Below are 21,083 nucleotides of genomic sequence, written 5' to 3'. Positions count from 1 at the left end.
ACGTTGATCCGCACCGGCGACCCGTCGAACCCGAACTGTTCACGCAGCTTGCGCTCGAGGAAGCGGCGGTAGCCGGCCTCGAGGAAACCCGTGGTAAACAGCACGAACGTCGGCGGACGCGTTGCGGCCTGGGTCGCGAACATGACGCGGGGCTGACGGCCACCACGCACCGGTGGCGGCGTCGCGGCGATGATGTCCTTGAGCCAGCCGTTGAGCTGACCGGTGGAGATCCGCTTGTCCCACGACTCCAGCGCACCGTCGAGCGCGGGCACCAGCTTCTGCACCGACCTACCGGTGGCCGCGGAGATGTTCACCCGACGCGCCCACGGCACCCGGGACAGGTCGCGGTCGATCTCCTTGTCGAGACGCTCACGACGGTCCTCGTCGACGAGGTCCCACTTGTTGAACGCGATGACCAACGCGCGGCCGGCCTCGATCACCGACGTCAGCACGCGCTGATCTTGCTCGGTGATGGGCTCGGACGCGTCGATCAGCAGTACGACGACCTCAGAGGCGTCGATGGCGGCCCGGGTGCGCAGCGAGGCGTAGTACTCGTGGCCGCTGGCGGTGTTGACGCGCTTGCGCAGGCCGGCGGTGTCGACGAAGTTCCACAACCGTCCGCCGAGTTCGACGAGCTCGTCGACCGGGTCGACGGTGGTGCCGGCGACGTTGTCGACGACCGCACGGTCGGAGTCGGTCAGCTTGTTGAGCAGCGAGCTCTTGCCGACGTTGGGCTTGCCGACCAGGGCGACGCGGCGCGGTCCGCCGTAGACGTCGCTCTCCCGCGGCGTCTCCGGCAGGATCTCGAGGATCGCGTCGAGCAGGTCGCCCGCTCCCCGACCGTGCGCAGCCGACACCGACCACGGCTGACCGAGACCGAGCGACCACAACGCGGCCGCCTCCGACTCGACCCGCTCGTCGTCGACCTTGTTGGCCGCGAGCAGGACCGGGGTCTTCGACCGACGCAGTACCTTCGCGACGGCCTCGTCGGTGCTGGTGGCTCCGACGGTTGCATCGACGACGAGAACCACGGCGTCCGCGGTCTTCATGGCGTGTTCGGCCTGCTTGGCGATCGACTGCTGCATGCCCTTGGCGTCGGGCTCCCAGCCGCCGGTGTCCTGCACCAGGAATCGCCGACCCGACCAGTTGGCCGAGTAGGAGACGCGGTCGCGGGTGACGCCGGGGATGTCCTCGACGACGGCCTCGCGGCGGCCCAGGATGCGGTTGACGAGCGTGGACTTGCCGACGTTGGGCCGTCCGACGATCGCGACGGTCGGCATCGGGACCGCGAAGCCCTCGACCCCGTCGCCGTCGGGGTCGACGACCTGCCAGTCGCCCTCGTCCGACCAGACGCCGTCGACGACACCGAGATCGATGTCGGTGGGTTCGGTCATGACAACACTCCGATTCGCTGGTTCGACAGTTCGGCCAGTCGGTCGATGACCTGGTCGATGTCGAGGTTGCTGGTGTCCACCTGAACGGCGTCGTCGGCCGGACGCAGCGGCGAGTGCTCGCGCGTCGAGTCGAGATGGTCGCGGCGCTGCACGTCGGCCAACACCTGGGCGAGGTCACTGGTGCGACCCTGCGCGAGGTTCTGGTCGTGGCGACGCTGGGCGCGCGCTTCGGCGGTGGCGGTCAGATAGATCTTGAGGGTGGCGTCGGGGAAGACGACCGTTCCGATGTCGCGGCCTTCGACGACCGCGAACTCACCGGCGACGAGCTCACGCTGCAGCGCGACCATCTTCTCGCGCACTGCCTTGACCGCGGACACGGCCGACACGGCCTGTGTGACCGCGTCGGTGCGGATCTCGTCGGAGACGTCCTCACCGGCGAGGGTAACCGCGTGCGACGACGGGTCGTTGCTCAGCGTCATCGCGACGTCGGCGACGGCATCGATGATCTGTTGTTCCACAGCGACATCCGCGCCGGCGCGCAGTGCGGCCAGGGTGGCGACGCGGTACATCGCACCGGTGTCGAGGTAGCGCGCTCCGACCCGGTCGGCCAGGCGTCGCGAGACGCTCGACTTGCCGGTGCCCGCGGGCCCATCGATGGTGATGATCGTGGTGGTGGGTGTCCCGCTCACATCCCCACCGCCTTGTAGAGCTCGCCGATCTCCTTGCGGCCCAACACCCGGAGGCTGCCGGGGCGCTGGTTACCGAGGTTCACGGTGCCGATCTCTGTACGCACGAGACCCAACACCGGGAAGCCGACGGAGTCCATCATGCGGCGCACGATGCGCTTACGGCCTTCGTGCAGGACGAGTTTCACCAGGGTCTGGCCGTCGTTGATCTCCAGCACGCTGAACCCGTCGACCTCGGCGGGGCCGTCGTCGAGCTCGATGCCCGCCTTGAGGGTGCGGCCGAGACCGCGGGGGACGACGCCCTTGACGGTCGCGAGGTAGGTCTTGGGGATCTCGTAGGACGGGTGCATCAGGCGGTGCGCGAGCTCGCCGTCGTTGGTCAGCAGCAGCAGGCCCTCGGTGTCGGCGTCGAGACGTCCGACGTGGAACAGGCGCTGTCCGGACATGACCCGCTCGGCCACGATGTCGCCGACACAGGGGCGGCCCTGGTCGTCGGCCATGGTGGACTGCCAGCCCTTGGGCTTGTTGAGCACGAGGTACTGCATGTCCTCGTCCATGACGACGCGCGCGCCGTCGACGCGGACGACCGCGGTCGCAGGATCGATGCGCATGCCCTGTTCGGTGACAATCTCGCCGTCGACGTCGACACGTCCTGCGGCGATCAGTTCCTCGGCGCCGCGTCGCGAGGCAACTCCGGCCTGCGCGAGAACCTTCTGCAGGCGGACGCCGTCGGCGACGTAGTTCGCGCCCTCGCCGTCGACGGGGTCGACGTTCTGGAAACGGGCGGGTTTCGCGTTGTTGATGCGGGCCTCACCGCGCGCGACGCTGGGGCTCGAGGAGCCCTTGCGATGCGTGCGCTTGGGTCCGACGCGCGATCCGGGGGCGGGTCGCCCACTCTTCTCAGCGCTCTTCTTGTTCGTGTTCGATGCAGCGTTCTTGCTGCGATCCGGTCTGCCGTCTCGGCTAGCGGGTGCCATGGTGTATCCAGTTCTATTCAGGTTTTTGAGTTCAGTCGTCCAACTCCGCGGTGGCCGCAGAAATTTCCGATGCCCCCGAGTCTGACGCGTGGGAGCCCATCTTGGCGAATCGCGGATCGCTGATGATCTCGTCGCCGATCTCGTCGATGACGTCGACATCGGGCAGCAGCGGCGCCAGATCCGGGAGTTCCGACAGCGACGCGAGACCGAGCCGCTCGAGGAACAACTCGGTGGTCGCGTACAGCGTCCCGCCGGTTTCCGGGTCGGTTCCTGCCTCGGTGATCAGCCCACGGGCCAGCAACGTGCGCATGACCCCGTCGACGTTGACGCCGCGCACGGCGCTGACCCGGGTGCGGCTGACCGGTTGCCGGTAGGCCACCACCGAGAGGGTCTCGAGCGCGGCGCGGGTCAGCTTCGATCGCGCCCCGTCGAGCAGCAGTTTCTCCACGTAGGGGGCGTAGTCGTTGCGGGTGTAGAACCGCCATCCGTCGCCTGCGAAGCGCAGGTCGATGCCGCTCGACCGGGCGCTGAGCTCGGCGTCCATCGCGCGCAGCGCCGCGTCGATCCGCACGGCCGGCTCCCCCGTCGCCGACGCCAGCTGCTCGGTGGTCACCGGCGAGTCCACCACCAGCAACACCGCCTCGAGCGCCGAGCGCAGTTCGTCGTCGTCGAGCGGGTCGACGAGCTCCTCGGACGGGTCGACGGCGCGTTCGGGCTCGTCGAACAGCCCGTCGGACGCTGTGTCGGAACTCTCGTCGGGTCCGCTCGGCTCCCCGTTCGTGTCGCTGTCAGTCATCCCGCTGCCGGTCACCCGTAGTCCTCCACGCTGGTCACGCTGATCTCCTCGGTCTCGCGCTCACCGCTCCACATCACGTGCAGTGTCCCGAGTGCCTCGCTCTGCTCGAATTCCACGGCGCGTTGCCGGAACAGGTCGAGCAACGCCAGGAAGCGGGCGACGACCTCGAGACCGTTCGCGCACTCCGACGCCAGCGTGCCGAAGTCGACCCAGTGGCCCGCGCCCGCGATCCGCAGGAGCTCGGTGACGCGGATGACCTGCTCGGGCACCGACACCGCGTCCACGTCGTGCAGGTGCGCCAGGCCGACGCGCGGGACCGGCTTGGGTGTCATCGCGGCCGCGGCGACCTGCGCGAACTGCCAGGCGTCGACACCCAGTGTCACCTCGGGCAGCAGCTGCTCGTAGCGCGGCTCCAGCGACACCGCCCGCGGATACCGTTGCAGCGCGGCGGCTTCCAGCTCGGCGAACAGGGCGGCCACCTGCTTGTAGGCGCGGTACTGCAGCAGGCGGGCGAACAACAGGTCCCGCGCCTCGAGCAGCGCGAGGTCGTCGGCGTCCTCGACCTCGCCCGCGGGCAGGAGTCGTGCGGCCTTGAGGTCGAGCAGCGTCGCGGCGACCACCAGGAACTCGGTCGTCTGATCGAGGCTGACGTCGTCGGTGAGGTTGCGGGTGTAGGCGATGAAGTCGTCGGTGACCAGGTGGAGCGCTACCTCGGTGACATCGAGACGGCGGTTGCTGATCAGCTCGAGCAGCAGATCGAACGGACCCTCGAAGTTGGTGAGGTTGACCTGGAAGCCGACCGGCGCGGTCTGCTCGACGGTGTCGCTCTCGGTCACGACGTGCCGGTGCGGTACAACACCTCACGCGCCAGCGCCCGATACGCCTTGGCACCACCGGATTTCGGCGCCCACGACGTGATCGGCTCCCCGGCGACACTGGTCTCCGGGAAACGCACGGTGCGTGCGATGACGGTGTCGTAGACCGCGTCGCCGAACACCTCGACCACCCGGTTCATCACCTCACGCGAGTGCAGCGTGCGGGAGTCGAACATGGTCATGAGGATGCCGCCGAGGTGCAGGCGCGGGTTGAGTCGGTCGCGCACCTTGTCGATGGTGTCGTTGAGCAGGGCCAGCCCACGCAGCGCGAAGTACTCCGACTCCATCGGGATCAACACGGTGTCGGCGCACGCGAGGGCGTTGACGGTGAGCAGTCCCAGCGACGGCTGGCAATCGATCAACACGTAGTCGTAGCGGTCGAGGATCGGGTGCAGTGCGCGGGCCAGGGTGTGTTCGCGGCCGACCTCGTTGACGAGCTGGATCTCGGCGGCCGAGAGGTCGATGTTGCTCGGCAGCAGGTCCAGTCCGTCAACCCGCGTCGAGTGCAGCACCTCGTCCACCGACACCTGCGGCGGGACCAGCACGTTGTGCACGGTCAGCTCGAGCTCGTGGTGCGGCACACCCAGACCGGCCGACAGCGCTCCCTGCGGATCGAGGTCGACGAGCAGCACCCGCCGGCCGTACTCGGCGAGCGCGGCGCCGAGGTTGATCGTCGACGTGGTCTTGCCGACGCCGCCCTTCTGGTTGCAGACGGCGATGACGATGGCCGGGCCGTGCTTGTCCACCGGTGTCGGCTCCGGCACCTCACGCGTCTGCCGACCCGTCGGGCCCAGGCCCTCGGCGTCGGCGGACGAGACGTCCGACTCGGCCGGACCACGCGACGGGGTGTCGATGGTCAGGCTGTACTGGGCGTCATGCGGATTGCTTTCGCGAACGGGGGCACCCGGAACCGGTGGCTGCGGTGCGCTCACGTCCTCGATGCTCCCGTCGGATGTGGTGGGGATGGAATGCAGATCAGCCTAGTGCGTCGGCGCCACGATGCCGTGACGCATCGCCGTCAGCGGGCACGGGGATGCGCGGTGGCGTACACCTCACGCATCGCCGACACCGTGACCAGCGTGTACACCTGCGTGGTGGTCACCGAGGCGTGTCCCAGCAACTCCTGCACGACGCGGACGTCGGCCCCACCGTCGAGCAAGTGGGTGGCGAAGCTGTGGCGCAGCGTGTGTGGCGACACCGACTTGTCGAGACCGGCGCGTCCGGCCGAGTCGACGAGCACCTGCCAGGCGCTCTGCCGCGACAGCCGACCACCCCGGGAGTTGAGGAACATCGCGGGGTTGAACTTCGACACCAGTGCCGGTCGGCCGCGGACGAGGTAGGCCTCGATCGCCGCGATCGCCGGCCCGCCCACGGGCACCATCCGCTCCTTGCCGCCCTTGCCGCGCAGCAGGATCGCGCCGCTCTCGGCGACGAAGTCCTCGATGTCGAGCGAGACCGCCTCGGAGATCCGCGCGCCGCAGCTGTAGAGCAGCTCCATGAGCGCACGATCGCGCAGGCTGCGCGGTGTCTCCGACGGGCCGCTGCCACCGGAGGCCTCGAGGATCGCGACGACCTCGTCGATCGCGAGTGACTTCGGCAGCCGACGGGCCGGCTTCGGGGGCCGGACGGCGTGGGCCGGGTCGGTGGTCGTCATCCCCTCGGCGAGGGCGAACTTGTGCAATCCGCGGGTCGCGACCAGGGTGCGCGCGACCGAACTGTCGGCCAGGGGCGTCTCATCCCGATCGGGATCGCCGCGCCGCAGGGCGACGAGGAACTCGCGGACGTCCTCCTCGGTCACCTCGGCGAGGTCGGTGATCGACCGGGACACCAGGTAGCCCTGGTACCGGGTCAGGTCGCGGCCGTAGGAACTGAGCGTGTTCTTCGCCGCCCCCCGTTCGACCGCGAGATGGTCGAGATACCGGTGGATCTGGCTCTCGAGCTCCCCGCCTGCGCCCGACGTCACGCGCCGCCGGAGTCCCGGCGCGCGTGTCGCTGATCGAGGGCCGTGGGCTGGTCGACCCAGTCCGAGTCGGGCCCGCGCAGGTCCGCGCCGGTGCGCTCGGTGTGGGCCAGGGCCAGGATCCCGGCGACACTGGTGACGTTGACGATCTCGCCGGAGAACACCATCGCGACCGCGTCGTCGAGGGGGATCCAGTCGATGGCCATGTCGGCCTCTTCGTCGTGGGCCTCGGGGCGGTCGACGTCGTGGAGGTCGGTCGCGCGGAACACGCGCAGCGCCTCGTCGGTGAACCCGGGCGAGGTGGCGACGTCGACGAGGGTCGCCCAGGTGTCGGCCTCGACGCCGACCTCCTCGACGAGCTCACGCCGGGCGGCCTGCACTGGTGACTCGTTGCCGCCGGAATCCATCAGCCCCGCAGGCAGTTCGCGGAGTCGGCGCCCGACCGGGTGCCGGTACTGGGTGACGGTGGCGATGGCCCCGTCGTCGTTGAGCGCCACGATGGCCACCGCGCCGTGGTGCTCGACGACCTCACGCTTGGCCGAGCCATCACCGGGCATGGTGACCTCGTCGACCCGCAGCGCCAGGATCGCGCCGTCGTAGATCGTCCGAGAGTCCGTCACCGCGAACTCGTGGCGACCGGTGGTGTCGTCGGATGCGCTCACACGCCGGCCTCGGTGGCGTCGGGCTCGGCCACGGGTGTGGTCGTCACGCGCTCGTCGCCGTGGACATCGACCTCGAGTCGCTCGGCGGCCTTGTAGCGCAACGCCGCGGCGACGAAGGCGATGAACAGCGGGTGCGGGCGGGTCGGCCTGCTCTTGAGCTCGGGATGCGCCTGCGTCGCCACCAGGAACGGGTGGATTTCCTTGGGGTACTCCACGAACTCGACCAGGTGGCCGTCCGGCGAGGTACCGGAGAACACCAGGCCGGTGCTCGCGATCTGCTCGCGGTAGGTGTTGTTGACCTCGTAGCGGTGACGATGCCGCTCGGAGACCTCGGTGGAACCGTAGGCTCCTGCGACGATCGAACCGCGCTGCAGCACAGCGGGATACGCGCCCAGACGCATGGTGCCACCCAGGTCGGCCTCGCCGGCGACCGCGAGTTCCTGATCGGCCATGGTCGAGATCACCGGGTACGGGGTCTCCGGGTCGAACTCGGCCGAACTGGCGTCGTCGAGTCCCGCCGCGCGGGCGGCCTCGATGACGATGCACTGCAGACCCAGGCAGAGTCCGAGCAGCGGGATGCCGCGACGGCGGGCGTAGCGCACGGCGCCGACCTTGCCCTCGATGCCGCGGATGCCGAAGCCACCGGGGATGAGGATCGCGTCGACGTCGCCGAGATGCTTCTGCGCACCGGAGTCGGTGGCGCACTCGTCGGACTGGACCCACCGGATCTCGACCTTGGCCCGTGCGGCGAACCCGCCGGCCCGGATCGCCTCGGTGACCGACAGATACGCGTCGGGCAGGTCGACGTACTTGCCCACCAGCGCGACGGTCACCGACTCACGCGGCTCGTGGACCCGCTTGAGGAGTTCGCCCCACACGGTCCAGTCCACGTCGCGGAAGGGCAGGCCGAGCTTGCGGACGACGTAGGTGTCGAGCTGCTCGTTGTGCAGCACCTTGGGGATGTCGTAGATCGACGGCGCGTCCGGGGTGGAGATGACGCCCTCGATGTCGACGTCGCACATCAGCGCGATCTTGTTCTTCAGCGGTTCCGGGACATCACGGTCGCACCGCAGGATCAGCGCGTCGGGTTGGATGCCGATGTTGCGCAGCGCGGCCACCGAGTGCTGGGTCGGCTTGGTCTTCAGCTCGCCCGAGGGCGCGAGGTACGGGACCAGCGACACGTGGAGGAAGAAGACGTTGTCGCGGCCGACGTCGTGGCGGATCTGACGCGCCGCCTCGATGAACGGCTGCGACTCGATGTCGCCGACGGTGCCGCCGATCTCGGTGATCACCAGATCCGGCTCGTTGCCCTCGGCGTCCGGCGAACGCATCGCGAGGATGCGGTTCTTGATCTCGTCGGTGATGTGCGGGATGACCTGGACGGTGTCACCGAGGTACTCGCCACGACGTTCCTTGGCGATGACGGTCGAATACACCTGTCCGGTGGTCACATTCGCCGATTGCGAGAGATTCCGGTCGAGGAACCGTTCGTAATGGCCGACGTCGAGGTCGGTCTCGGCGCCGTCCTCGGTGACGAAGACCTCACCGTGTTGGAACGGGTTCATCGTTCCCGGATCCACGTTGAGGTAGGGGTCGAGCTTCTGCATGGTCACCCGCAGACCGCGAGAGGTCAGCAGCTGTCCGAGGCTGGAAGCCGTGAGTCCCTTGCCGAGCGACGACGCGACGCCGCCGGTGACAAAGATGTGTTTGGTGCCCGAATGAGCATGACGCAGTGGTCGCAAGGCTTCTCCCGATTGGCCGGAGCAGGTCCTATGACCTGCTCGCCTACGGGATTCAACCGTAACACCTCTGCGGGTGTTCAGGCGTCAGGTGGTCGGTGCGATCGCGCTCGCGCCGGGACCGGTGCCGAATGCGCCGACCCGACCACGCGCCGCGTTGGCCAGTGCGAGGGCCGTGACGATGCGTCCCGTGCTGGCCTCGACGTCGTCGACCGAGGACACACCGCGCGACAGCGAGGCGTCCGAGCGGAGCACCGCTATGGGCGAGCCACCTTCGGCCGACCCCGTCCGACCGGCCAGAACCGCGCCCGATCCGCGAGCGCCGAGCGCGGTGGCGAACCGCGCGACGACCTGCCCGCGGGCACCGGCGTCGTCGGCGAACTTGTCGCCGGTCATGACCACCGCGAGTTGTGCCGGTCCCACGGCGTTGTCGACGTAGGTGACGAAACCGCCCTGTCGCAGTGCGGCGAGTCCGGACCCGATGTCGGCGTCCGACGCCGGCGCGGCGTCACCCTTGCGCTGCAACAGCGCGCCGAGCAGATCGCCGACGCGGCCACCGGAGTCGGTGAGTTCGGGTCGCAGCGTCGTGCCGGCGGGGATGCTCTGGTCGACGATGCTGGTCAGTTTCTCCGCCGACCCGTCGCCGATGAGTGCGTCGGTGAGCCCCACCTGACCGGCGAATCGTGCGCCGGACTGGTTGAGCACCTGCTTCACGCCGGCGATGTCGCCCTCGCTCGCGCCGGGAACGGTGACCAGCAGCACCGACCGGTTGGCCAGCAACCCGTCGAGGAGTCGCGGCGCCACCGCGGTGTTGAACGCATCGGCAGCGTTCACCTGACCGCTGAGAGCGTCCTTCTCCGAACGCAGGCCGGACACCGTCGAGTCGTCGTCCGACGACCCGACACGGTCACCGAGGAAGCCCGATCCGAGGGCGAGGCCCACGGCGAGCGCGAGGAACACCGCAATCAGCGAGATCGCGTGTTGGCGAAGAGAGATCACGTGCTATCGGTTCCAGACGTCCCTGGCCCACGAGTAGACCCGATCCCATTCGGCCAGGATCCAGTCCACGATCTCGCCACCGGTGTTCGAGGCGACCACCGCGACGATGACCGCGGCCAACGCGGCGAGGATGAGCAGTGCGATGGCGGCACCCGACACGCGGCTGCGGTACAGCGTGGCAACGGCTTTCGCGTCCACCAGCTTGGGTCCGACCTTCAGGCGGGTCAGGAAGGTCGACGGGTTGCTCTCTCGGCGGCTGCGATCGAAGAAATCGTCGAGGGTGGCCGACGTGCCGACGGTGACGATCAGCGAGGCGCCGTGGAAGTCGGCGAGCAGCAGCGCGAGGTCGGACGCCGAACCGGCGGCCGGGAAGGTCATCGCACCGACACCGAGGTCCTGGATCCGCTCGAGTCCGGTGGCGTGGCCGTCCGGGTCGGCCGGGAGGACCACCTGCGCACCGCATTTGAGCGTCGCTGCGCGGATGCCCTCGGGGTCGCCGACGATCAGGTCGGGCCGGTAGCCGGCGCGCATCAACGCGTCCGCACCGCCGTCGACACCGATCATGACCGGCGCGTACTCCTTGATGAACGGCTTGAGCTTCTTCAGGTCGATCTCGTGCTCGGGCCCGTCGGCGACGACCACGACGTGGCGGTTCTTCAACGCGACCTCGACCTCGGGCACACCGACACCGTCGATCAGCAGCGGCGACTCGCTGCGGATGAACTCGATCGTGTTGCCGGAGAAGGCCTCCAGGTGATCGACCAGACCGGACTTGGCCTCGATCATCATCGAGGCGACCTCGCGCTCGCCGATCTCGGTGCCGCGCGCCAGCCGGTTGTGGCCGACGTAGACCTCGCCGTCGTCGATGCGGATCTTGGCGCCGTCCTTGATTCGGCGGAAGACCTCCGGCCCGGCGTCGTCGATCAGGGTGATGCCCGACGCGACCAACACCTCAGGGCCGAGATTCGGGTAACGACCCGAGATCGACGGCGACGCGTTGATCACCGCGGTGACGTCGGCCTCGACCAGACGGTCGGCGATGACCCGGTCGAGATCGAGCTCGTCGAGGATCACGATGTCCCCGTGCCCCACCCGCTCGAGCAACCGGGTGGTGTTCTTGTCGACCCTGGCGATTCCGCTGAATCCAGGCAGGGTGTCGTCGGTGCGGGACAGCAACGCTGGCATCTTCATGCCGCTCATGATTGCTCCGGCAACGCCGACCACCATGGAGGCGCGCCGTAACATTTGCCACTTTTGTCACACGAGCAACACCAGTTACGCGGTCGCCTTCTCGCTCTCCGCGGTGGCGAGCAGTTCCTCGGCGTGCGCGCGACCGGTGTCGGAGTCGCCCAATCCGGCCAACATCCGAGCCAACTCGGCGATCCGGCCGTCGTGGTCGAGGGTGGTCACCGAGCTGGTGACCGCACTCGCCCGCGTGCTCTTGCCGATGAGCAGGTGGTTGTCGGCGAACGCCGCCACCTGCGGGAGGTGCGTGACGACGATGACCTGATGGCTGCGGGCCAGTGCGGCGAGTCGCTTGCCGATCTCGACCGCGGCCCGACCACCGACACCGGCGTCGACCTCGTCGAACACCATGGTCGATCCCCCACCGGGCCCGGCCAACACCACCTCGAGGGCGAGCATCACGCGCGACAGCTCACCGCCGGACGCCGACTTGGTGATGGCCAGCGGTACCGCACCCGAGTGGGCGGCGAGGGTGAACTCGACGCGATCGACCCCGCCGGATCCGGCGTGCAAGCGCGCGCCGTCGACGAGCAGGCTGCGCGGGTCCGACTCCCCCGACTCGTCCGGCACGACGGCGACACCGAGCTTCGCGTCCTTCATGGCCAGCCCGGCGAGTTCCTTGGTCACCTTCGTGGCCAGCGACCCGGCCGCCTTCGTGCGCGCCGCGGTGAGCGCGGTCGCCGCGGTGACCAGCGCGTCGGTGGCCTCGGCCGCCGCGACCTCGAGTGCCTCGATCGACACCGAGGAGTCGTCGATCTCGGCGAGTCGGCGTGTCGCGTCGTCGCGCCAGGCGATGACGCCGTCGATGTCGGGGGCGTACTTGCGGATCAGGTTCTTCAGTTCGGCCTGACGTGCGAGGACCTTCTCCAGCTCCGAGGCGTCGGCGGGCAGACCGTTGAGGAACGATCCGAGTTCCTCGCCGATGTCGCCGACGAGGGACAGCGCCTCCTCGACCCGCGGGCGGAGCTCACGCAGCGTGGGTTCCGACGTCGTCTCCAGCAGGTTGCGGACCTGGCCGAGGGAATCGAGCGCCGACCCCGCGTCGGTGTCGGTGTCGGCCATGTCGGCCTGTCCGGTGAGGGCCACGTGCGCGCCTGCGGCGACCGAACGGACCGCCTCGAGATCGCCGAGTCGGTTGACCGTGGCCGCGAGCTCGGCGTCCTCGCCGGGAGTCGGGTCGACGGCACCGATCTCGTCGAGCGCGTAACGCAGCCGGTCGGCCTCCTGGGCCAACTGCCGCGAGTTCGCGCGGCGCAGCTCGAGCTGGTCGACGGCCTGGGTCCACGCCTCGCGTGCGCGGCTGTACTCGGCGAACGCCTTCGCGACGGGCTTGCCGCCGAACCGGTCGAGGGCATCGCGCTGGTGTTCGGGTTTGAGCAGCCGCAGTTGGTCGTTCTGGCCGTGGATGGTGAGAAGGCTGGTGGTGAACTGTCCGAGAACACCGACCGGCACCGAGCGGCCACCGAGGTGTGCGCGTGAGCGGCCGTCGGAGCCGACCGAGCGTGCGGCGATGACCGTGTCGTCGTCGTCGCGTTGCGCACCGGCGGAATCGAGGATCTCGGCCACCTGGGTGTCGGACGGGTCGAGTCGGAAACGTCCCTCGACCATGGCGCGGTCGGTCCCCGCACGCACCCGGTCGCCGTCGCCACGCACCCCCGACAGCAGGTGCAGGCTGGTGACGACCATCGTCTTGCCCGCACCGGTCTCCCCGGTCAGCACGGTGAAGCCGTCGTGGAACTCCGCAGCGGCGTCCTCGATGACACCGAGCCCGCTGATCGCTATCTCTTCGAGCACGTCACACCTGCCTACCCCGCCACCCGGTGACGGGAAGATCGAATTTCGTCACCAACCGGTCGGCGAACGGATCGGAATCGATCCGGACCCACCGCACCGGTTGCTTTCCACGGACCGCCTCGACGCGAGCCCCCGCAGGCACCTGCAGCGTCCGACGTCCGTCGCACGCGACTATGGCATGCTGCCCCGACCGTTCCACCTCGATGGCGATGACGGAATTCGGACTTGTCACCAGGGGGCGGGTGAACAAGGCGTGCGCGTTGGAGGGGACGACGAGGATCGCCTCGAGGTCGGGCCACATCACCGGACCGCCCGCCGAGAACGCGTAGGCGGTCGAGCCGGTGGGGGTCGAGATGAGCATGCCGTCGGCGCCGAACGCCGCGACCGGTCGCCCGTCGACCTCGGCCACCATCTCGAGGACGCCCTGACTGCGGGGGTTCTGGATGCTGGCCTCGTTGAGCGCCCAGCTGCGGTCGAGCACGGTGCCGTCGTGGGTGATCACGATGTCGAGGGTCATGCGGTCCTCGACGCGGTAGTCGCCCGAGATGAGCTGTTCCATCACGGCGTCGACCCGCTCGGCCTCGGCCTCGGCCAGGAACCCGATGCGGCCCAGGTTGATCCCGAGCACCGGAACGGCGGTCGGATAGGCGAGCTCGGCGGCCCGCAGGAACGTCCCGTCGCCGCCCAGGACGATCACGACCTCGCAGCCGGCCGCGGATTCCTCGTCGCCGGAGGTGATCGCGACGTCGGCGCCCATGCTGCGCAGCTCGGCCGGGTCGACGGGATGGATGTTGGGCGTGCCGGATCCGGATCCGATGTGGGCCCCGCGCATGTCGTGGTCGACGATGCGCAGGCCGATCCCGGCGTCGCCGCAGTGTCGGGCGATCGAGGCCAGGGTGTCGGTGACGATCTCGCGTCCCGTGTGGGCGACAACCAGGAACTCACGGTCCTGTGTCACTGTGCACCCGCGCAGCTCATTGAGGCCCCTTCTCGATTGCTGTCGTGATCGCAGCCAGTGTGGCGTCGTCGAGCTCACTGCTGCGGTCGGCGTGCTCGTCCGGGACACCGCCGAGCAGGGTGTCCTCTGCTTCTACGTCGGGAACCACCGGAACGGTTCCCTCATTACGCAGCCACAAGAAGTATTCAACATTTCCCGACGGACCCGGCAGTGGGCTGGCCACCACGCCCATCGTGCGCAGTCCCAGCGCCTGCGCACGGGCCGCCACCGCGCTGACCGCCCCCGCCCGCAGCGCCGGGTCACGGACGACACCGCCGGTGCCGACACGTTCCTTACCCACCTCGAACTGGGGTTTCACCATCGGCAGCAGATCTCCGCCGGGGGCGATGCACCGCGCGAAGGCGGGCAGGACCAGTCGCAGTGAGATGAAGGACAGGTCGGCCACGATCAGCTCGACCGGACCACCGATGTCGTCGGCGGTGAGATGGCGGACGTTGACGCGGTCGCGGACGTCGACACGGTCATCGGACTGCAACCGCCACACGAGTTGGCCGTAGCCGACGTCGGCGGCCACCACGCGGGACGCACCACGGCGCAACAACACGTCGGTGAAGCCTCCGGTGGACGCCCCGGCGTCGAGGCACCGTCGTCCCTCGACGCGCACACCGCCGGCTCCCGAGGCGTCGGGGGCGAACGCGTCGAGCGCACCGATGATCTTGTGCGCACCGCGCGACGCCCACTTCTCGGTATCGTTGTCGGTCAACAGGATCGGGGTGTCGCGCGAGACGTTGGTGGCGGGCTTGGAGGCCCGCACGCCGTTGACCGTGACCTGTCCGTCGGTGATCAGATCACGGGCCTGCTCACGCGAGCGCGCCAGACCGCGGCGGACGAGCTCGGCGTCGAGACGGGCCCGGGGTGCCACTACCGCTCACACACGGTCGAGCTGCTCCAGGGTGGCGGTGAGCACGTCGTGCGCGCGCTCGAGGAGGTCGGCCTGTGCGTCCAGGGTCGTCAGGTCGACACCCGGATCGGTGTCGCCGCCGAGGTCGTGCCGGTCCTGCGCGGCACGACGCACCTCGTCGACCTGCGCGGTGTACTCGCGCACGTCCCGCTGGATCTGCGCCGGATCGATGGCGGCGCGCTCGGCGACCGCGGACGGAGTCGGCGGTCCGGGCCGCGGGCCCGGGATCGGTTGGTTCATCGAGACCCAACGGTATCGGAGTCCAGTCCGTACCGACGCAGTGCCGCGGCGGCGGTGTCGTCGGTCGCGGTGAACGCGATGTCGCCGGGTTCGCGGTCGCCGAGGTCCTCGGACTCCCACGCGGCGTGCAGCAGTGCGGGCAGCAGGGAATCGGCGTCGGCGCCCTCGGCGGAACCGACCGTGACCGGCGACGCGGACACGTCGACCGTCCAGCCGGGGGCCGACGCGATCGCGCTGGCCGACAATGGGGCACCCAGCGCGGCCAGGTCGGGTGCGATGTGGGTCGGGCGGTGATCGGGGGCGGCGCACATCGCGTCGGCCACGGTCGCGACACCGGTGAGCACGAGCAGGCTGTCGGCGCCGATGGTGTTGGCGCCGGCGATGTCGGTGTCGAGACGGTCGCCGACCACCAGCGGATGCGAGGCGCCGCTACGGTCGAGCGCGTCCTGCATGAGCGGGGCGGCGGGCTTGCCCGCGACCAACGGGGTCTTTCCCGTCGCGTTGGCGACGGCGGCGACCATGGATCCGTTGCCCAGCATGAATCCGCGCTCGGACGGCAACGTCGGGTCGATGTTGCAGGCGATCCACAGGGCGCCGGCGTTGATGGCCAGAACGGCCTCGGACAGCTGCGCCCACCCGGTCTCGGTCGAATGTCCCTGCACCACCGCGGCGGGGCGGTCGTCGGCGCTGCGGGTGACACCGATCCCCACCTCCCGGATCTCCTGCGCGAGACCGTCGGTGCCGATGACCAGTGCCCGCGAGCCGGGCTCGAGGTGTTCGGCGAGCAACCGGGCGGCGGTCTGTGCGCTGGTGACCACCTGGTCGGCGTCGGCGTCGAAGCCGAGGTCGGTGAGATGGTCGGCGACCTCCGGTGCGCGGCGGCTGGCGTTGTTGGTGACGAAGTAGATCGGCTGGGTGGCCGCACTCAGCGCCTCGGTCGCCCCGTCGATCGGGCGGCTACCGGCGAACAGCGTGCCGTCGAGATCGAACAGCAGGGCGTCGTAGCCGTCGGCCAGTCCGTCGGTCCGGGGTGCTGCGTCGCTCACGGTGTCCTCGTCGGTTGGGGCCGGCGTCTGCGGCGCGGTGTCATTCGTCTCGGTGACGGGTTCGGGCTCGGGCGCGACCACAGGGGCGGCAACCGTGTCCTCGATTGCGGTCGGATCGGGCTCGGACACCGGTTCCGGCGTCGGTTCCGGCTCGGGCTCGGGCTCCGGCGTCGGTTCCGGCTCTGGAGTCGGCTCGGGCTCGGGCGTGGTCTCCGGTGTCGGCGGCGAGACGGGTTCTGGACTCGGTTCCGGTTCGGGGGACGCCGCGACCTCGGCGAACTCGGCCTCCTCCTGGGCCATCTCCGCGGCGAAGCGCTCGGGGTCGGTGAGCTCGGTCAATCGCAGTTCGGCGTCGGTCACGTCGTCGAGGTCGGCCGCGGCGGCGTTCATGAACCAGGTGATCGCGTCGTCGTCCCGACCGGCCGCCTGCAGGGCGGTGCCGTATGCGTAGAACAGCCGGGCGGGGCCGGTTCCGCTCTGCGCGGGGTCGAGACCGGCGGACTGCAACGTGACGACCGCCTTGTCGAACTCGCCGAGGTCGATCCGCGCCCCGGACTCGACGATCTTCATCTCGATGGCCTCGTCGCCGGTGAGGCTGCGCCCCTCGTCGCTGCGCGCGACGTCGATGGCGCGGTCTGGACGACCCAGTCCGCGTTCACAATCGGCGATCAGCGGCAACAGGCTGGTGCCACCGGACATGCGGCGCGCGGCGCGCAGCTCCGACAACGCCTCGGTCCATTCCTGAGCGTTGTAGGCGGCGATGCCCGCCGTCTCGCGCACGACGGCGATGCGGCCGGCGCGTTGACGCGCGGCCCGGGCGTGCTCGAGGGCGAGGACCGGATCCTCCTCGAGCAGCTGGGAGGTCATGATCAGGTGGCGGGCCACGGTGTCGGCGTTGGTGCGATCCAAGGTCAGCAGATCCCGGCGGACGGCCGGGTCGAGATCCTGCGGGACGACGTTCTCGGGCAGCGGCGGCTCGGGCGGACGGTTCACGGATCCACCGCGGCGCTGGTCGCGGTCCCGATCGCGGGGCGGTCGTCCGTCGCGGTCACGTGAGGGACGTGCATCGCGGTTTGCGCGCGGATCCCGGTCGCGGTCGGGGCGGCCGCGCCGATCGGACGCTGCGCCTCGGCTCTGTCCACGATCGTCGGAACTGTTTCGTGCACGGGGTGGTCGGTTGTCCCGATCGGTCATGGCGGTCCTCTGGTCTCGACGATCCGCAAGCCGGATCCACGCTGTGAAGTTTGTCGGCTCAGCATATCGGGGCGTCGTCCGACCGGCCGAATCGTGCGGGCACGCACGAGTCGGCGCGGGACGGGTCGCGCGGGTCAGACGATGCGGGCCCGACGGATGGCCGGCGCGGTGGACTGCGGGAGCAGCCGGGCGCGGTCGAGCGGGACCGCCAGGTCGACCTGGGCCTCCTCCGGGAAGCGGTAGGGGTTGCCCAGGACGATTCCGGCGAGCTGGCGACGGAGGCGTGACATCTCTGCGCGAACGGTGATGGCCTTGCCGTCGTCGCCGAACAACGATTCGGCCATCTGTGGCGCCGTCAGACCGGACCGGTGCGTGGCGAGCAGGTAAAGGATCTCCGCATGGCGCGGTGTCGGCTCGTGCGACCAGGCACCGGCGCGGCCCGCCACCTGCAGCATGGGTCGCATCGGATCGCGCAGGTCGACGCCGATCTGCGTGGTAACGCGGCCCTGCTCGTCGGATGCGTCGTCGAAGACCCGGACCAGCCATCCGCCGGGGAGGGGCTCGAGATCGCACGCACCGAGTGCCGGCACCCAGATCCGCCCGGACGACGGAGCGTCGGGCAGCAGCACACGGGTGTGCGGGGCCAGCGAGTCGACCGCGGCCACCCACCCGTGGCCGTCGACCGCCATCGCCGGTCCGGTCATCCGCGCCAACATCGGTGCGGCCACCGAGCGCAGGCGGTCCAGGGTGCGCCGGTGCAGCTCGCGCAGATGCGATTCCGCCAGTTTGGCGACCACGTCGACCAACGCGACAGTGGTCGGATGGATGGTCGCCGCCGGCCCGCTCACGTCCACGGCGCCGATGACGTCCCCGGTGCGTGGATCATGGATGGGTGCTCCAGCGCACGTCCAGGGATGGTGGCTGCGCACGTAGTGCTCGGCCGAAAAGATCTGCACAGCCTTCCGCGACACCAGTGCGGTGCCGATGGCGTTCGTCCCGACGGAGTTCTCCGCCCAGTTGGCGCCTTCGACGAACCCGAGGCGGTCGGCCTTGCTCAGCACCTGCGTCGACCCGCTACGCCACAGCACGCGCCCGCTGCGGTCGGCGACCACCAGGATGTTGTCGCCGTCGGTGATGACGGTGTCGAGTCCACGGGCGAGGTCATCCATGACATCGCTCAGCCCGGATTCGTGCCGGTGCATCTCGAGGTCGCCGGGTGTCATACCCGTACCGGTGTCGGGTTGTTGGTCAGGGCTGATGCCCTGCGACATGAGCCGGTCCCAGGATTCTCCGATCACGGTGCGCGGTCGTGCAGGGGACCTGTCGCCGGCCATCGTCGCGTCGTAGACCGCGGTCAGTATCTCGGCGTACTTGCGCGGGTCGTCGCCGGGTAGCACTGCGGGTTCGGGAGCTGCGGGCGATGTCATCGTGGGTCCAGTGTGCTCCGGGTCACATGCAGGTCGCAATCGAACCGCCGTCATGCCGGCGATGCAACGCGCTGCAACTCTTGTTCGCCGCGCATCCTGGGGCTGTGCTGTGGGTCACAGGTCGGTTTGTGTGGCCGACCGTGTCCACGAAGGAGTGATGATGACCCAGACCATCGAACCGCAGACTGCGCAGCAGTCGGGATCGGCCGTGGCGGTGGATCCGCAGGTGCGCGTCGACGACTGGCTCGGCGCATTCGAGACCGCGTTGTCGACCCGCGACATCGAACGGGTGGCCGGTATGTTCGCCACCGACAGCTTCTGGCGTGATCTGGTGACCTTCACCTGGAACCTCACCACCGTGGAGGGCCGCGACGGCATCTCCGACATGCTGACCGACTGCCTGATGACGACGGACCCGTCAGGCTTCCACACCACCGAGGTGCCCGAGTACGCCGACGGTGTGATCTCGGCGTGGATCGCCTTCGAGACGTCGGCGAGCCGCGGCAAGGGACATCTGCGGCTACGGGTCGACCCGGACGGCGCGCCGGATCTCGGATGGACGTTGCTGACCACGATGCAGGAGCTCAAAGGACACGAGGAGCGGCAGGGAGCGACCCGCATCCAGGGTGCGGTGCACGGATCGAACGCCGATGCCCAGACGTGGGCCGAGCAGCGGGCCGCCGAGGAGAAGGAACTCGGCTACGGGATCCAGCCGTACGTGCTGATCGTCGGCGGCGGGCAGGGCGGGATCGTGATGGGCGCACGACTGCGCCAGCTCGGCGTCCCTGCACTGGTGGTCGACCGTGCGCAGCGTCCCGGTGACCAATGGCGGGGCCGATACAAGTCGCTGTGTCTGCACGACCCGGTCTGGTACGACCACCTCCCCTATCTGCCGTTCCCGGAGAACTGGCCGGTGTTCGCCCCCAAGGACAAGATCGCGGACTGGCTCGAGATGTACACCAAGGTGATGGAGGTGCCGTACTGGACCTCGACCACCGCGGAATCGGCTCACTACGACGACGACACCGGCACCTGGACAGTCGTCGTGGATCGTGACGGTGAGAAGGTCGAGCTGCATCCGGAACATCTCGTGATGGCGACCGGCATGTCGGGCAAGGCCAACGTCCCACAGTTCCCCGGGATGGATGAGTTCGAGGGCGAACAGCACCATTCGAGCCAACACCCCGGCCCCGACGACTTCGTCGGCAAGAAGGTCGTCGTCGTCGGATCGAACAACTCTGCCCACGACATCTGCAAGGCGCTCTACGAGACCGGCGTCGACGTCACCATGCTTCAGCGCTCCTCGACCCACATCGTGAAATCGGACTCGCTGTGCGAGATCGCTCTGGGCGACCTCTACTCCGAACGAGCGGTGAAGTCGGGTATGACCACCCAGAAGGCGGACCTGACGTTCGCCTCGTTGCCGTATCGGATCATGCACGAGTTCCAGATCCCCGTGTACCAGCAGATCGCCGAACAGGACAAGGACTTCTACGACCGTCTCGAGGCGGCCGGCTTCCAGCACGACTTCGGAGACGACGGATCGGGGCTGTTCATGAAGTACCTGCGCCGCGGTTCCGGGTACTACATCGATGTCGGTGCGTCCGAGCTAGTCGCGGACGGGAAGATCAAGCTCGTCGGCGGTCAGGTCGAGCGTTTGACCAAGGACTCCGTGGTCTTGTCCGACGGGACCGAATTGCCGGCCCATGTCGTCGTCTACGCCACCGGGTACGGGTCCATGAACGGCTGGGTCGCCGACCTCATCGACCAGGAGACCGCCGACAAGGTCGGGAAGTGTTGGGGCCTGGGTTCGGCGACGACCAAGGATCCGGGGCCCTGGGAGGGGGAACAACGCAACATGTGGAAGCCGACGCACCAGGATCATTTGTGGTTCCACGGTGGCAACCTGCACCAGTCGCGCCACTACTCGCTGTACCTCGCGCTGCAGATCAAGGCGCGCTACGAGGGACTGCCGACGCCGGTGTACGGGATGCAAGACGTGCATCACCTGAGCTGAGAGCAGACGAAGGCCGGACATGGAAAATGCCCCCTGACCGAGGTCAGGGGGCATTTTCTAAGTTGTGTTCGGCGGTGTCCTACTCTCCCACACTGATTAGGGTGCAGTACCAT

Annotated in this window: 18 protein-coding genes; 1 reads left to right on the top strand and 17 read right to left on the bottom strand. The window is 69.0% G+C overall.

The genetic code is table 11. The annotated features are described in order from the left end of the window. The 17 genes from der to JHC79_RS14670 all read right to left on the bottom strand — a co-directional run. Positions 1-1,394 (bottom strand): ribosome biogenesis GTPase Der (der, locus tag JHC79_RS14750; protein WP_296392070.1); only part of this gene is annotated, 1,394 nt, incomplete at its 3' end. Continuing rightward, entirely contained in the window at positions 1,391-2,083 is a 693-nt protein-coding gene (gene cmk / locus JHC79_RS14745) for a (d)CMP kinase (RefSeq protein WP_296392068.1), read from the bottom strand. The genes der and cmk, both read right to left, overlap by 4 nt. Then, complete coding sequence (locus JHC79_RS14740) at positions 2,080-3,057, bottom strand: pseudouridine synthase (RefSeq protein ID WP_296392066.1); 978 nt, start codon at positions 3,055-3,057, stop codon at positions 2,080-2,082. Before JHC79_RS14740 ends, cmk begins: the two co-directional genes overlap by 4 nt. A gap of 31 nt (positions 3,058-3,088) precedes the next feature. Then, entirely contained in the window at positions 3,089-3,853 is a 765-nt protein-coding gene (gene scpB, locus JHC79_RS14735) for an SMC-Scp complex subunit ScpB (protein WP_296392064.1), read from the bottom strand. Between the two features lie 11 nt (positions 3,854-3,864). After that, complete coding sequence (locus JHC79_RS14730; protein ID WP_296392062.1) at positions 3,865-4,689, bottom strand: segregation/condensation protein A; 825 nt, start codon at positions 4,687-4,689, stop codon at positions 3,865-3,867. Continuing rightward, a complete protein-coding gene (locus JHC79_RS14725) occupies positions 4,686-5,582 on the bottom strand; it encodes a ParA family protein (protein WP_296392078.1) in 897 nt (298 codons plus the stop codon). The genes JHC79_RS14730 and JHC79_RS14725 overlap by 4 nt, the downstream gene beginning before the upstream one ends. Positions 5,583-5,746: 164 nt before the next feature. Further along, complete coding sequence (xerD, locus tag JHC79_RS14720; protein WP_296392059.1) at positions 5,747-6,691, bottom strand: site-specific tyrosine recombinase XerD; 945 nt, start codon at positions 6,689-6,691, stop codon at positions 5,747-5,749. Then, entirely contained in the window at positions 6,688-7,350 is a 663-nt protein-coding gene (locus JHC79_RS14715) for an NUDIX hydrolase (RefSeq protein ID WP_296392057.1), read from the bottom strand. Before JHC79_RS14715 ends, xerD begins: the two co-directional genes overlap by 4 nt. Continuing rightward, complete coding sequence (locus JHC79_RS14710; protein ID WP_296392055.1) at positions 7,347-9,092, bottom strand: CTP synthase; 1,746 nt, start codon at positions 9,090-9,092, stop codon at positions 7,347-7,349. The genes JHC79_RS14715 and JHC79_RS14710 overlap by 4 nt, the downstream gene beginning before the upstream one ends. Before the next feature lie 84 nt (positions 9,093-9,176). After that, complete coding sequence (locus tag JHC79_RS14705) at positions 9,177-10,088, bottom strand: copper transporter (RefSeq protein WP_296392053.1); 912 nt, start codon at positions 10,086-10,088, stop codon at positions 9,177-9,179. Positions 10,089-10,091: 3 nt separating this feature from the next. After that, positions 10,092-11,279: a putative cytokinetic ring protein SteA gene (gene steA / locus JHC79_RS14700; protein WP_296392052.1), complete on the bottom strand. Its 1,188-nt coding sequence runs from the start codon at positions 11,277-11,279 to the stop codon at positions 10,092-10,094. An 84-nt stretch (positions 11,280-11,363) separates the two neighbouring features. Next, positions 11,364-13,127 (bottom strand): DNA repair protein RecN, encoded by a 1,764-nt coding sequence (gene recN, locus JHC79_RS14695; RefSeq protein ID WP_296392050.1) that lies wholly within the window; start codon positions 13,125-13,127, stop codon positions 11,364-11,366. Between the two features lies 1 nt (position 13,128). After that, positions 13,129-14,085 carry an NAD kinase gene (locus JHC79_RS14690; protein ID WP_296392046.1) on the bottom strand — a complete coding sequence of 319 codons (957 nt, stop codon included), beginning with the start codon at positions 14,083-14,085 and terminating at the stop codon, positions 13,129-13,131. A gap of 16 nt (positions 14,086-14,101) precedes the next feature. Then, the gene (locus JHC79_RS14685) at positions 14,102-15,007 is read right to left on the bottom strand and encodes a TlyA family RNA methyltransferase (RefSeq protein WP_296392044.1); all 906 of its coding nucleotides are present in this window, start codon (positions 15,005-15,007) and stop codon (positions 14,102-14,104) included. A 6-nt stretch (positions 15,008-15,013) separates the two neighbouring features. Then, positions 15,014-15,286, bottom strand: a complete 273-nt coding sequence (locus tag JHC79_RS14680) for a hypothetical protein (RefSeq protein WP_296392042.1) — start codon at positions 15,284-15,286, stop codon at positions 15,014-15,016. Further along, positions 15,283-17,325: an HAD-IIA family hydrolase gene (locus JHC79_RS14675; RefSeq protein ID WP_296392040.1), complete on the bottom strand. Its 2,043-nt coding sequence runs from the start codon at positions 17,323-17,325 to the stop codon at positions 15,283-15,285. Before JHC79_RS14675 ends, JHC79_RS14680 begins: the two co-directional genes overlap by 4 nt. A gap of 335 nt (positions 17,326-17,660) precedes the next feature. Next, entirely contained in the window at positions 17,661-18,953 is a 1,293-nt protein-coding gene (locus tag JHC79_RS14670) for a helix-turn-helix domain-containing protein (protein WP_296392037.1), read from the bottom strand. Between the two features lie 160 nt (positions 18,954-19,113). Between JHC79_RS14670 and JHC79_RS14665 the strand changes: the two genes are divergently transcribed. Further along, positions 19,114-20,970, top strand: coding sequence for an NAD(P)/FAD-dependent oxidoreductase (locus JHC79_RS14665; RefSeq protein ID WP_296392035.1), 1,857 nt, complete (start codon positions 19,114-19,116; stop codon positions 20,968-20,970). Positions 20,971-21,083: the final 113 nt, after the last annotated feature.

The sequence above is a fragment of the Williamsia sp. genome (assembly GCF_016462415.1).
Classification (GTDB): domain Bacteria; phylum Actinomycetota; class Actinomycetes; order Mycobacteriales; family Mycobacteriaceae; genus Williamsia_A.
This window is presented reverse-complemented; position numbering and strand designations above follow the sequence as displayed.